We start from the raw sequence: 13390 nt of genomic DNA, 5'->3' as shown, positions 1-13390 counted from the left end.
GCATGGCAGCCGGCGCGGTCAGCCCAGCGCGTAGGGGCCGCCGCGCTCCAGCGCGCGACGATACGCAGGCCGCTGCCGTATGCGCTGCACGAACGCGGCGACGTGCGGCAACCGCTCGCCCAATCCGCTGCGCGCCATCGCCGCTTCCATCGGAAAACTCATCTGGATGTCGGCCGCGCTGAACTCGCCGCCCACGAACCAGCCCGTCCGCGCGAGCGCGTCGTTGGCGTAACCCAGGTGCAGCGCCAGCTGCGGATCGACGAAGGACGACTGCAGCTTGCCGGCGATCCGCCGCGCGATCGGCCTGGCGAAGAACGGCATGGGCGCCGTGGCGATGCGCGAGGCCACCAGCTTGAGCAACAGCGGCGGCATGGCCGAGCCCTCGGCGTAATGCAGCCAGTAGTCGAAGCGCAGCCTCTCCGGCGTGCCTCGCGGCGGCGCCAGTCGCCCCGTGTCGTAGCGGTCGACCAGGTATTCGACGATCGCCCCCGACTCCGCGATCACCTGCCCGTCGTCCTCGATCACCGGCGACTTGCCCAGCGGATGGATCGCCCGCAGTTCCGGCGGCGCCAGCATCGTCTTCGGGTCGCGCCGGTACTTGCGGATCTCGTAGGGGACATCGAGCTCCTCCAGCAGCCAGAGCACGCGCTGGGAGCGGGAATTGTCGAGGTGGTGGACGGTCAGCATGGGGCGTTGCCGGCAATGGGAGTGCCGGAGGCTAACATGGGGTCGGAAAGCCGACGCGGGGCGGCTCCCAGCCTCCGTCCTCGACGCAAGTCGCTTCATCACCATGACGTCGGGCACCGTGAAGCCTCCAAGTGCGCCGCGCAGCAAGCAAAGACGCGCCTCGGCTTCATGTTTCACGGATGCGAACTAGACTGGATCGACCCTCCCGCACGGGCAGCCCGATGATCCCCCACTTCAGCGACCTCTCCGCCAACGAACGCACCTACCTCGCCTGGATCCGCACCGCGGTATCCCTGATGGGCTTCGGCTTCCTGATCGAGCGCTTCGACGTGTTCCTCGTCTACACCACGCGCGGCGCCGTGCTGAACACCGGCCTGCACCTGCGCGCGTCCGAATGGCTGGGCCTGGGCATGATCCTGCTTGGCGGCGTGCTGATCCTGCTCGCCACCCGCAGCTACTACCGCAACGCCCGGCTGATCCGCGCCGAGGCCGAAGCCGCCTACCATGGCACCGTGGTCGAACGCGTGCTGACGACGCTGCTGGTCGGGCTTGCGCTGTTCCTGGTGCTGTACGTGGGCTACCAGCTCACCAGCCTGGGTTGAGAATGGCCATCGCAAGGCAGCTACGTGGCGGCCCGTGCACGGAGCGCCGTTTCACGGTTGATGGCCTCCTCCCTTTTGGCCGGGCCATGCGATGACCATCTGGGAAATTGCGAACGACTCGATCGACAAGGCACCCATGCTCGTGGTGACCGAAGACGATCGATCCAACCTGTGCTTCTGGGATCAGTTCGGGGGCGACGGGTCGCCGATCCATTGGACAAAGCCGCCCAAGCTGCAACCGTTCGTGGACAAGAAGCGGTCGAAGCAGAAACCTCGCGCTGACATAAGCCCCTTCATGCCCGGCAGCCTTGCGCTCAATGCCAAGGCGCGCGATGCGCTGGGTGATTTCCTCGGCCGGTTCGGCCAACTGCTCGAAATCGACGTGCTTGGCGAGGTCGAGTATTACTACAACATCACCAACGTCATTGACTGCATCGACCTCGACAGGTCGGAGGTGCTGCCGGGCGGGTTCGTAAAAAGGCCGGTATTCAAGGAATCCTCGATCCCGACCCAGGCGGCGATATTCAAGGATGCCGCCCACCCCTCGAGCATCTACGCCAACGACGCCGCGAAATCGGAACTCGAGAAGCGCATCGCCGAGTCCGGCATCACGGGCATGGGCTTCAGCAAGGCTTGAGGATGGGCAAGACGGAGGATCGAGTGCGATTCTCCGTTCCCGCAGGCCTGCTCCCGCATTTACGGAACAGCTGCCCCGCCTGCACCTGCCGCAGGATCCAGTGCATGGCCTTTCCGCACCTCATCGCGCTGCGCGAACCCACGCCGCCCCGGCTGCGGCAACACGCTCGACATGCCTGGCGAGAGGCACTGTCGCGACAACGTTCGAGCCTTCCCAGATCGGGGCACTGGCGCGCTGGGCTCGGGGCAGCGCTTCAACCGTCACGACGTCGTGCTGCGAGCGGAAACCTCCGTCGTGTTCGACAGCCTGCGCCAACACGCCTTGCCGCTTCCGTAGCGGGCTCCCATGGAATCAGGCGCGCTTGGCGGCTGCGCCTTTCCGCTTCACGGCCCCAGTATCCGCGGCACCAGCGCATGCCATGCCGGCATATCCCACAACACATAGACGGGAACGGCGGAAAGCAGGAACAACCCCAGCCAGACCGGATAAACCCGTGGCACCGTCCGATGCCCGATCACGTCCCACAGGAACATCGGCGACACGGCGAGTAGCACATAGAGATCCAACGAGAGCGGGCTGGCCGGGAAGGTGGATGGCAGCCAAGCCAGCCGGGCGATCGCCGCCTGCAGGGGCACGGCCGTCGCCAGGAACATCATCCGCTTGTGGAAGCCGGGGTCGCGCCGCCGCGCATGCAAGGCCAAGCCAATGCACACGGGGAAGATGATGCCGGTGCGGAATTGAACCAGCGCAAGATTGTCGAGGAAATGGAGCGTTTGCCGGAGCCTTGCCTGGATCGGCGGCGGCGCAACCTGGGCGCCGTTCCACACCTGCTGGTAAATCGCCGGGATGAGGAAGAAGCCGACGACGACGATCGCCGGAAACAATACAAAAGCCGCGCGCCCCAGAAGCATGTGCCGATCGCGCCGGCCCGTCGCCATCAGCCAGGACTGCGCGAGCAGCAGAAGCAGGAAGCACCCCATCAGCACGGCATGCACATGCAGGATCGGCGGAAACGGCGGCCTCGCCCCGGCCCGCACCATTTCCACCTTGGCGATCGAATCCGGGGCGAATCCGGCCAGCGTGACGGCGATGAAGAAGGCCGCCATGAAGACCCAGATCCAGCGGTCGATCGCCAGGGCCAGCGGCCTGGCGGGCAAATAGAGCGATTGCGCGTAGTTCGTGGCCATGACACGCCCCCTGTAGGCTCTTTCCGCAACGGGTGATCCGGCCGGAACCTGCACCATGTCGATCATGACGCCGGAACGCAGCCGAACCCGATGGCACGCTTCGCCGTTGCTCCCGCGCGGAACCCGGGAAACGCGGCGCTCATGCCCGCCTCAAAGCTGGTACTTACCCCTCACTGCCCCACCGGCCCTCTCCGGCCACGACGCTTCCATCGCCACTAGCAACGCCACCCAGCGGAAAACCCCTCTTCCCCGGTGCCGAAGCCGGCCCAGCCGTGCAGCCTCCCGGCCTTGCCGGCAAGGCGTCCATTACCCCATGTCGCGCGCTTGAACAAGACGAAGCGTTGGCGCGCCTCGACCATGGTGAGCTTTCCGCACCAACCCCGCAACAGCCATCTGGAAGGCCAAAAGCTGCCATGGACAATTTGAACGTGAGAGGCATGGCCGGGTGGTTGGGTCGCCCGACTGCGCCAGCACGGCCAGCCACGGCGATCCGGCATCGAGCCGGGAACGCTTGATTCCCTCCCTCCGCTCATGCCCGAAGTTGTGCCCGCACCAGGACTCGCTCACAGTGGACAGCCATCGGGGAACGCGAGCCGCACCCTCGTCGGATTCGACAGCAACGCGCTTCCACCGCGAGGCGCATCGGGGAGAACCATGAAGACTCGTCGCGACTTCCTCACCCAGGCGCCGCTGGGCCTGCTGGGCGCCGTGGTGGCCGGCAGCGCAGTGGCGCAGACCGGGCAGAACCCCGCACCGACCACGCCGCCGCCCGGCTCGCCCGGCGCGTTCAACACCGCGCCGCCGGTGGGGCCGAAGCTCACCACGGCCACCTTCGTGGAGGCCGAGAAACTCGCGCAGGTGAGCATGAGCGAGGCGCAACGCGCCATAGCGGTGGCCAACTGGCCCACCTCGATGGCCGCGCTGCTGGAGCGCCGCATCGGCCCACGCAAGGTATCGCTGGAGGAAGGGCTGGCGCCGGCCACCACCTGGTTCCCGGCAATGGGGCGCGCCCACGTCGGCCCCGCGCGCGACCGCTTCGTGCCGTCCACCGTGGCGGCCATGCCGCTGCCGGCGAAAGACGAGGACATCGCCTTCGCCTCCGTTGCCCAGCTCGGCGCGTGGATCCGCGCGCGCAAGCTCACCTCCACCCGCCTGACCAGGATTTACCTGGAGCGCCTGAAACGCTTCGACCCCGAGCTGCGTTGCGTCATCACCCTGTGCGAGGAACACGCGCTGGCACAGGCCGCGCAGGCCGACAAGGAGATCGCCGCCGGCCATTACCGCGGCCCGCTGCACGGCATCCCCTGGGGCGCGAAGGATCTGCTCGACACCGCCGGCATCGCCACCACCTACGGCGCCGAACCGTTCCGCCATCGCGTGCCGAAGGACGACGGCGCGGTCACCCGCAAGCTCAACGCCGCCGGTGCGGTGCTGGTGGCCAAGCTCAGCCTGGGCGCGCTGGCGCTCAACGACATCTGGTTCGGCGGCCAGACCATGAACCCGTGGCTGCTCAAGGAAGGCGCCTCCGGTTCCAGCGCCGGCCCGGCCTCGGCTACCGCCGCCGGCCTGGTGGCGTTCGCCATCGGCAGCGAAACCCAGGGCAGCATCATCAGCCCGTGCATGCGCTGCGGCACCACCGGCCTGCGCCCCACCTACGGCCGCGTGCCGCGCACCGGCGCCATGACGCTGTGCTGGACGATGGACAAGCTCGGCCCCATCGCCCGCTCGGTGGAGGACACCCTGCTGGTGCTCGACGCCATCCGCGGCACCGACCCCGGCGACAGCGCCAGCGTGCCGGCGCACCTGGACTACGACGCGACCGAGTCCATCAGGGGCCTCAAGGTCGGCTACTTCCCCGTCTGGATGAAGGAGGCGCCGGCCACCGACCTGGATCGCGCCGCACTCGACCAGTTGCGCGCGCTCGGCCTGGTGCCCACCGAAGTGTCCCTGCCTGACTGGCCCTACGACGACCTCAACGTGCTGCTGTTCGCCGAATCCGCCGCGGCCTTCGAGGAACTCACCCTCTCCGGCGCTGCCGACCGGATGCGCGTGCAGACTCCGGACGCCTGGCCCAACCTGTTCCGCGAATCGCGCTTCCTCTCCGCCGTGGACTTCGTGCAGGCCGACCGCCTGCGCCGCAAGGTGGCCAGGGAAATGGAGCGTGTGATGGGCGAAGTCGACCTGCTGCTGGTGCCCTCGCTGCGCGACGAGATGATGGTGATCTCCAACATGACCGGCCACCCCTCGCTCACCCTGCGCACCGGCTTCGTGGAAGTGAGCCAGGTGCGCAGCGATTGGGCTCCCGACCCGAACCACCCGCTGCCGAAGCTGAGCAAGCCGCACCGCGTGCCCTATGGCGTCACCCTGATCGGCCGGCTGTTCGAGGAAGGCACGCTGGGGCGCGTGGGCCGTGCGCTGGAGGCTAGGGTGGCAGTGGCCGCGGAGCGGCCGGCGGGATTTTGATCGTCGTGGCTTGATCAACGCGCTCGAATCGAAAACGTGCCGCGCGACAGGCAAACGGTCGGTGTCGATTTTCGAAGGCCCCGTTCGTCTTCCTGTCGTGGGGCCGATGGGGCCGAACTCCCGAGGATGACTGGCGATGATCACGGTCTTTGGCGAAGGAAGAGGCTTTCGGGTCGTCTGGCTGCTGGAAGAGATGGGACTGCCGTACCGCTTGCGACCAGTGGATCTGCTGGCCGGCGTCGAGAAAGACCCGGAATTCCTGGCCATCAATCCGGCCGGCTTCATCCCGGCGAACGCGCCTTGGGTCGAGACGACTTCCGCGCCATGGTCGAAGCCAACACCCAACGCTTTGCCGGCGTCAGGCCAGCGCACAGACTCACACACAGAAAATCAAACGGGCGTAAGTGAACCTGGATCACCCCTGGGGGCAGGTTGGTGGCCGCGGCAAACGGTGCAGCGGAGCAATTCCCGAAAAGTGCACACGGCCCCCTGTTTTCCGCGGCGGCCAGCTTGATCTGCGTCGTGCCCCGCAACCACAGACGCGGCGAAAATTCCGGCACACTGCGCGGATGCGACGCTCCTTCATCCTGTTGATCCTGTCGTTTGCGCTGTACGCCGGACTGGCATCTGCCGCCCCGCCGGCGTCGATGCACGGCCTGCCGCTGATGCAGCGCTTCGAACGCGATGATCTGCCCTCCGCCAACCTCACCATCGACACGGTCATGGCGGTGGATGCGAAGGGCACGCCCTTCGTCACTGCAGCCGAGGGCGTGATGGTCTATCGCGGCGGCGAATGGGAAACCGTCGAACTGCCGCGCAAGACCGCGGCCAATTCGCTGTTCGCTGCTTCCGACGGCAAGTTGTATGTCGGCGGCACCGGTCTGTTCGGGGAGCTGCGCACGCAGGCCGACGGCAGCTTCCGCTTCATCGATCTGCTGCCGAAGTTCGCGCGCGACGGCAAACCGGCCACCGTCGGCTATGTGTCCGCCATCGTGGAAACACCGCGCGGCGTGTATTTCCTCGCCGGCACCGATCTGTTCCTGCTCGCCCGCGACGGCGGTGCGCGACGCTGGGCGTTGTCGCCGAATACGCGCCAGTTGCTGTTCGCGGTCGGCGATGCGGTGTATGCGCGCATCGACGGTGTCGGCCTGTGCCGCGTGGAAAGCGGCAAGGCAGTGCCGGTGACGGGCGGAAACGTATTCGCGAAGCTGCCGATCGTTGCCATCTGGCCTTGGCGCGATGGCCAGCTGATCGCGGGCTTCGACGGGTTTTATTTCGCCGACGCCGACGGCATCCGCAAGTTGCCCGGCGATGCCGACACCGCTTTCGCCGCGCACCAGCCTTACCTTAGCGCGCGCCTGCCCGACGGCAGTGTCGTGCTGGGCAGCTTCGATGGCACCTTGATGCGGTTCTCGCCCGAGCTGCGCCTGCTCGACAGTTTTTCGCCGAACCTGGGCGCGCTGGTGAACGCCGCGCAGGATCGCGAAGGCGGCCTGTGGATCGCCGGTGAAAATGGTTTGGCGCGGCTGCGGCTGCCCTCGCCGTGGACGGTGTACGACCAGCGCCACGGGCTGGACAATCTGGTCTTCGACAGCGCCTGGCACGACGGCGCGCTGTGGGTGGGCAGTTATGACGTGCGCCGTGCCGCGCCCGCGCAGGGCGGGGCCGCACCGCGCTTCGTCGCGCAACACTGGGTGCAGAACGACCTCGAGGCCTATGCGTTGGAGAACACCCGCGCCGGCCTGCTGATCGGCGAGCGCACCGGCGTGCTGGTGGTGGAACCGGGCGCGAAAACACCGCGACGCCTGCTCGAACAGGTGGAAAACAATTCCGGCGTCGAAAGCCTGTGGCGCGCGCGCAACGACGCCGACCACGTGCTGGGGCTGGGCGGGCCTCTGTCCGGCAACCGGCGCGCGGTGTGGCTGGCGTTGCACGATGGCCACTGGCAACTGGCGGCGCAGTGGGATTCCGGGATCGGGCAGCCGAGCGGCGTGGTCGCAACCGCGCCCGGCGAATTCTGGATCGGCGACCGCCTCGGCGGCGCATGGCGCTGGCGCATCGACCTCGCCAGTGGCGCGGTGCGCGAACGCCGCCATTTCGGCGCAGCGGACGGACTTGCGACCGACCACGACCTGGGCAGCCACATGTTCACGCTGGATGGCGCGCTGTACGCGATTTCCGGTGCGCGCGTGCAGAGGCTGCAAGGCGAACGTTTCGTCGATGCGCGGCTGCCCATCCTGCCCGGTCTGGAGCGTCCGTGGGAATTGCGCAGCGACGACAACGCGCTGGGCACATTCGTCTGGACGTCGCGTCAGCTCTGGCGGCGATCGCCGGGTCGAAGCGATTTCCAGCCGCTGCACATCAGCAACAGCCGCGTACCGAACTATCGCTCGCTGAAAGTCGACGGCGACGGCATCCTGCGCATCGCCGCCGGCAACACTCTGCTGCAGTTCGATCCGAGCATTGCGGAACCCACCGTGCCGCCGTTGCACGCCGGCCTGGTGCGGATCGAACAACACCCGCCGAACGCGGCGCCATCGCTGCTGCCGCTGCTGCCGGATGCCGCCGCACCGCCGCTGCCGCCCGGCTCCGGCCTGTCGCTGCGCTTCGGCACGGCGACGATGGAGCCGAACGTCGAATATCGCTACCGCATCCCCGGCTATCTCGATGCCTGGTCGGAGTGGAACGCGGATCCGGTGCTCAACATCCGCAAGTTGCCGCCCGGCGAACACACGCTCGAACTCGATGCGCGCATTCGCGGCGGGCGTGCGGGAACTCCGCTGCATTACCCGCTGCGGGTGCAGCCGTACTGGTATGAACGCGGCTGGGTGCGTGCGCTGTCCTGGCTGGCCGGCCTGCTGGCGGTGGTCGGCATCGCGCTGGCAGTGGCGTGGTGGCGCAACCGGCAGGTCATCGCGCACAACCGCGATCTCGCCCGGAAAGTCTTCGAGCGCACCGCCGAACTGGAAGACGCCAACCGCCAGTTGGCCGAACAGGCCACCCGCGACGGGCTGACCGGCGTCGCCAACCGGCGCGCACTGGAGCAGGCGCTGCAACGCGAATGGCAGCGTTGCGGCGAACACGGCGAGCCATTGGCCGTGGTCATGCTCGATGTCGATCACTTCAAGCGTTTCAACGACACCCACGGCCACCAGGAAGGCGATGCGCAACTGCGCCGCCTTGCCCAGGCGCTGGCGGCCGAAGCACTGGCGCCGCGCGACCTGGCCGCACGCTACGGCGGCGAGGAATTCGCGCTGGTGTTGCCCGGCCTGACCACGGAAGCCGCCGCCGAGCGCGCAGACAACGTGCGCCGGCGCTTCGTCCAGGCCGCGGCCGAAGCCGGTTTCCCCGGCACCGCCAGCCTCGGCGTGGCAGCGCTGTTGCCGGTGGCCGGCATCGAACCCGCCGAACTGGTCAAGCGCGCCGACGAAGCCATGTATCGCGCCAAGCACAACGGACGCAATCGGGTGGAGATCGCATAACGCGGAAGAACGGGGTCGAGACGACTTCCGCGCCATAATCGAAGCCAAGACCCAACGCTTTGCCGGCGTCAGGCCAGCGCAGGGGCCGCCACGCTGCGGTTCAAACGACAGCAAGTGAACCTGACGCGTCTTCCTGGCTGGCAAGCTAGGCCTGCGCATCGTTGGCATGCGACTCGCCACGCAACGATGGGATTGCCGTCAGTGCACCCGGCCTTTTCCGGTTGACCTTCATCAACACCACCGCCCGCCACAGCCCCAGCATGGAGCTCACGACCACCTCGCCGGGCGGAGAGGACAAGCCATGACACCCGCCAACCGCACGCTCGTCGTCTACTACAGCCGCAGCGGCACCACCGCGCGCGTGGGCCATGCCCTGGCCCAGCGCCTGGGCGCGGACGAGGTGGCGATCCAGGACGCGCGGGCGCAGGGCCGCGTGTCCGTCTGGCGGGCAGCGCTCGATCGCCTGCTCAATACCTTGCCACCCATCGCCCCGATCAAGGTGCCGCTGGATAGCTATGACCTGATCGTGCTTAGGACACCGGTCTGGGGCGGGCGCGCCGCGGCCCCGATGCGCCGGTTCCTCAAGGGCTACGGGCCGAGCCTGTCCATGGTGGCGTTCTTCTGCACGATGGGCGGCAGCGGTGCCGCAAGCACCTTCGAAGACATGCAGGCGCGGTTGGGCAAGCCGACGCGTGCAAGCTGTGCGTTCGACGCCAAGGTGTTGGCCAAAAGGGACGGAGGGAATTAAGAGACTCGGCCTCCAGGCGATGACCTACCGTCTTCGCCTCCATCTGCCGACGGTGCGGGCGCTCACCTGACGCCAAGCTTGCGACATGCCACGTCGTCCGCGCCTTCAGCTTCCAGGGAATCCCCTCCATGTCACCCAGCGTGGCGTCTCGCAAGCGCGCACGGCAGCCTACTGGACATGGTTGCGCGAAGGCGCCGGCGAGGACGAACTGCTGGGCATCCGCGCGCACCTCGAACAAGAGCAGGCGCTGGGCGACACCAAGTTCCAGGCCATGATCGAAAAAGCCCTGGGCCGCCCCGCCCGACTGCGCCCACGCGGGCGGCCACGGCGATCCGGTATCCTGCCGGGGGATGTTTAATTCCCTCCGTCCCCTTATCCGTCCTTATCCGTCCTTTACAGCTTCAGGAGACACCATGTTTATGCCATCCCCACCGCAGGCGCCGCCGGCGGTTGTGACAACACACCTTCAAAAGCATGCCATTGGCGAATGCGATGTGCTGGACTCAGGTCTCGGCTCGATACACAACAACTATGGTCTGTCTCCAATTACAAATGCCGAGATCTTTTTCAAAGATTTTGATTTTCATGATGCCCAAATCAAGATTCTCACCGAGCCGAAGCACGGAGTCCTGGAATCGGCCCCTGTTGATGCACCGAATCAGCCATTCCCAGCCGCGCATGCAGAGAACACGACTTACGTAGCAAATGAAGGATATGTCGGTCACGACAAATTCTCGGTGCGCGTATGGGACAAGAAGTATGACGTGACCATTTATTACGATGTTCAGTCGTTCGACGGCCTTCCGTCTCTGGATATCGCCAATGACAATCCGTGGTGTGACGGCCACCCAAACTTCGGTTCTTTCAAGATCTCGGATAGCGGCATGGAGTCGTCACCGTTGCCCACCCCCGACCCCGGCCAGCCGCTGCCATCCCTGCCCTACGACCTGTCACTGCTGGCGCTGTCCGCCCGCCGCAAATCGTCGGCCACGACCACGTCCTCTGATGCGGCATCCCATGCCTTGACCCTGGCCATACCGCGCGCCGACGTGACCACCGCCACTACCCTCACCAACGGCGACTTCGCCAGCAACACCGGCTGGTCCACTGCCGGCTCCGTGACCATCGCCAACGGCGAAGCCGTGCTGGGCGAAAACCCCGCCAGCCAGACGCGCCTGAGCCGGCCCTTCACCCTCGGCGCCAACGACCGCTTCCTGCACTTCACGGTGAGCAACGTCGCCCTGCAAAACCCCGGCGACCGGCCGGAGGACGCCTTCCAGCCCGCCAAAAGGGACACCAAAAGGGACGGAGGGAATTAAGAGACTCGGCCTCCAGGCGATGGCCTACCATCTTCGCCTCCATCTGCCGACGGTGCGGGCGCTGGGCGACACCAAGTTCCAGGCCATGATCGAAAAAGCCCTGGGCCGCCCCGCCCGACTGCGCCCACGCGGCCGGCCACGGCGATCCGGCATCCTGCCGGGGGATGTTTAATTCCCTCCGTCCCCTTATCGGGTACCGGTGGGCACGTTGTGGAGATCGACGATGTAGGTCGTGCTGCCGTCGGCGTTGGTGACGGCGGTGACGCCTTGCGCCAGGTGCGCGCTGCCGTCGCCCTGCAGGTTGAACAGGGCATCGGTCTGGCTGAGGTCGAGGGCGCCGGCGAGCGAGGCGCCGGTGGCGGCATCGAGCAGAGCGACCTGGAAGGCATCCTCCAGCCGGTCGCCGGGGTTTTGCAGGGCGACGTTGCTCACCGTGAAGCGCAGGAATCGGTCGTTGGCGCCGAGGGTGAACGACTGGCTCAGGCGCGTCTGGCTGACGTGGTTTTCGTCCAGCACGGCGGAGCCGTTGGCGAGGCTCACGGAGCCGGTGGTGGACCAGCCGGTGCTGCTGGCGAAGTCGCCATTGGCGAGGGTGGTGGCAGTGGTCACGTCGGCGCGCGGCGTGGTCAGGGTCAAGGCATTGGACGCGGTCTCCGAGGACGAGTCGCTGGCCGACGACTTGCGGCGGGCGGCCAGCGCCAGCAGTGACAGGTCGAGCGGCAACTGCGGCAGGGGCTGGCCGGGTGGCGCGGGCGCGTCGGGCTGGAAGGGGTTAGAGGGCGTGAAGGTGGTCGAGGCTAGCTGCGTGCCATCGGCGCCGGTGACGTCGATTTGGGAGATTTTCCATTCGCCCAGGCCCTGGCACAAGCCACTGGGATTTTCATATGAGGCTGGAACTTCGATGGTGTAATGAATATCGATTTTTATTCCGTATTTTTCTACTTGTATAACGATGGTGTCTTCTCCCGAGAAATCCTTGTCTGCAAGATAAGAATATAAGCCCTTATCAAAAGCATTGGTTGGAGCATCGTAGCTCGGCACTACATGGCCGTGCCTTGGGTGAACAAGGATCTGAGTCTTGGCCCCTACGAAGGAATACCCATCTGCCGCATATTTCTTAAGGGATGGATGGCTCTTGCTCAGATACTCCGTCATGTAGGTATCGGCATTAACTGTTGGAGCGAGTTGTGTCCCTTGTCCATTTGTTCCAGTGGAGGTGGTTTGGCATTCGCCCATCGCAAGGATCGGCGTCGCTTGGGTCGTAGCCACGGCCGTGGTGGATACCGCAGCTCCCAATGCTAGGCTGGAAAGCCATGTTGAAGCTGACGTTGCCATGGCATCGTCCTCCGTTGTTGTCGAAGTGGTGGGTTGTGCCAGGGGTGGCGCAGTCAAAAGGGACGACGCGACATTCGCGGTGTCGGTTGTTTCGGAAACTGCATGGGTGGTCATCCCCGTGACAGGTGCGGTGTTGCCCTCGATGAGGGTGAGCGTAGGCTTGAGTGTGAGGCCAAACTTGCTCTGGTAGCCCGTGGCGCCCTGGGTCGACAGGCCGAGCGAAGCCATGACCGCGGCGATAAGGAGACGGAGGCAATTAAACCACCCTCAAAGCTTGCACTTCCCCATCTCTCCCCTGCCATCCCTCTCCGGCCACATCGGACACAACGCCTCCACCACCTCCATCAACTCCACCCAGTCGGAAAGATCCCCCTTCCCAGGTAGTGGAGCCGACACGACATAGCTCCCGGCCAGTGGCTCGGCCACCCGGTCAGGATGCTTCATCGGCAATTTGGGCAAGCAGTTCATCGAGCCATTCCGTGCGATCGAACAGCGCAAAGTATTCGCGTACCTCGGCCATGTTGAGCTTTCCACGCTGCGCCCGCAACAACGCTTGGATGTCGTCGAGATCGCGGGTACGGGATGGGTTGTTGACCAGCGCCTGCAGTTTGAAGCCTATCAATCCTTCCGCGCTGATCACCCGCAGGGTGCCTAGCGCCGTGGCGCGTTCGCTGGCTTCGCCCAGCAGACGCCTTGCGATGGGACGGTGGGCATAGAGCAGGTCCAGACCTTCGTCGTCGCGCAGGTAGTTGGCGGCGTCCTCGCTGCAATGCACACAGCGATAGCCCAGGTCGAGCAGGATGCCGTGCAGACGATCCGCATCGTCCACATCGGCCAGGAAGTCCACGTCACGGGTAGCGCGTACCACCTGATTGCAGCCAGTGCCAAGCCGCTGATCAAGGCTGGCGGCGTCTTACAGCCGGCGAACGC

12 protein-coding genes are annotated in these 13390 nt (G+C 66.0%); 8 read left to right on the top strand and 4 right to left on the bottom strand.

Going from position 1 to position 13390, the window contains the following annotated elements; genetic code table 11:
• Positions 1 to 18: 18 nt before the first annotated feature.
• Positions 19 to 687, bottom strand: coding sequence for a glutathione S-transferase (locus tag ACZ5Z2_RS06820; RefSeq protein ID WP_464761197.1), 669 nt, complete (start codon positions 685 to 687; stop codon positions 19 to 21).
• Positions 688 to 908: 221 nt separating this feature from the next.
• Here ACZ5Z2_RS06820 and ACZ5Z2_RS06815 point away from each other — a divergent pair, with 221 nt between their 5' ends.
• Both ACZ5Z2_RS06815 and ACZ5Z2_RS06810 read left to right on the top strand, forming a co-directional pair.
• Entirely contained in the window at positions 909 to 1289 is a 381-nt protein-coding gene (locus ACZ5Z2_RS06815; protein WP_464761196.1) for a YidH family protein, read from the top strand.
• 91 nt (positions 1290 to 1380) lie between these two features.
• A complete protein-coding gene (locus tag ACZ5Z2_RS06810) occupies positions 1381 to 1926 on the top strand; it encodes a hypothetical protein (RefSeq protein ID WP_464761195.1) in 546 nt (181 codons plus the stop codon).
• A gap of 383 nt (positions 1927 to 2309) precedes the next feature.
• On the opposite strand, the gene ACZ5Z2_RS06805 is transcribed toward ACZ5Z2_RS06810, so the two are convergent.
• Positions 2310 to 3113, bottom strand: coding sequence for a hypothetical protein (locus ACZ5Z2_RS06805; protein ID WP_464761194.1), 804 nt, complete (start codon positions 3111 to 3113; stop codon positions 2310 to 2312).
• A gap of 654 nt (positions 3114 to 3767) precedes the next feature.
• Between ACZ5Z2_RS06805 and ACZ5Z2_RS06800 the strand changes: the two genes are divergently transcribed.
• From ACZ5Z2_RS06800 to ACZ5Z2_RS06775, 6 genes are all read left to right on the top strand, one after another.
• The gene (locus tag ACZ5Z2_RS06800; RefSeq protein ID WP_464761193.1) at positions 3768 to 5576 is read left to right on the top strand and encodes an amidase; all 1809 of its coding nucleotides are present in this window, start codon (positions 3768 to 3770) and stop codon (positions 5574 to 5576) included.
• Between the two features lie 136 nt (positions 5577 to 5712).
• Complete coding sequence (locus ACZ5Z2_RS06795; RefSeq protein WP_464761192.1) at positions 5713 to 6090, top strand: glutathione S-transferase N-terminal domain-containing protein; 378 nt, start codon at positions 5713 to 5715, stop codon at positions 6088 to 6090.
• A 55-nt stretch (positions 6091 to 6145) separates the two neighbouring features.
• On the top strand, positions 6146 to 9058 hold the full coding sequence (locus tag ACZ5Z2_RS06790) for a GGDEF domain-containing protein (RefSeq protein WP_464761191.1): 2913 nt from the start codon (positions 6146 to 6148) through the stop codon (positions 9056 to 9058).
• 301 nt (positions 9059 to 9359) lie between these two features.
• Entirely contained in the window at positions 9360 to 9806 is a 447-nt protein-coding gene (locus ACZ5Z2_RS06785; RefSeq protein ID WP_464761190.1) for a flavodoxin family protein, read from the top strand.
• An 85-nt stretch (positions 9807 to 9891) separates the two neighbouring features.
• Entirely contained in the window at positions 9892 to 10164 is a 273-nt protein-coding gene (locus tag ACZ5Z2_RS06780) for a hypothetical protein (RefSeq protein WP_464761189.1), read from the top strand.
• Positions 10165 to 10219: 55 nt separating this feature from the next.
• On the top strand, positions 10220 to 11125 hold the full coding sequence (locus ACZ5Z2_RS06775) for a hypothetical protein (RefSeq protein WP_464761188.1): 906 nt from the start codon (positions 10220 to 10222) through the stop codon (positions 11123 to 11125).
• A gap of 186 nt (positions 11126 to 11311) precedes the next feature.
• Here the strand turns inward: ACZ5Z2_RS06775 and ACZ5Z2_RS06770 are convergent, their stop codons facing one another.
• Entirely contained in the window at positions 11312 to 12688 is a 1377-nt protein-coding gene (locus ACZ5Z2_RS06770; RefSeq protein ID WP_464761187.1) for a hypothetical protein, read from the bottom strand.
• 202 nt (positions 12689 to 12890) lie between these two features.
• The gene (locus ACZ5Z2_RS06765; RefSeq protein WP_464761186.1) at positions 12891 to 13307 is read right to left on the bottom strand and encodes a hypothetical protein; all 417 of its coding nucleotides are present in this window, start codon (positions 13305 to 13307) and stop codon (positions 12891 to 12893) included.
• Positions 13308 to 13390 lie beyond the last annotated feature (83 nt).

It is taken from the genome of Rhodanobacter sp. G1 (assembly GCF_055397855.1).
This window is presented reverse-complemented; position numbering and strand designations above follow the sequence as displayed.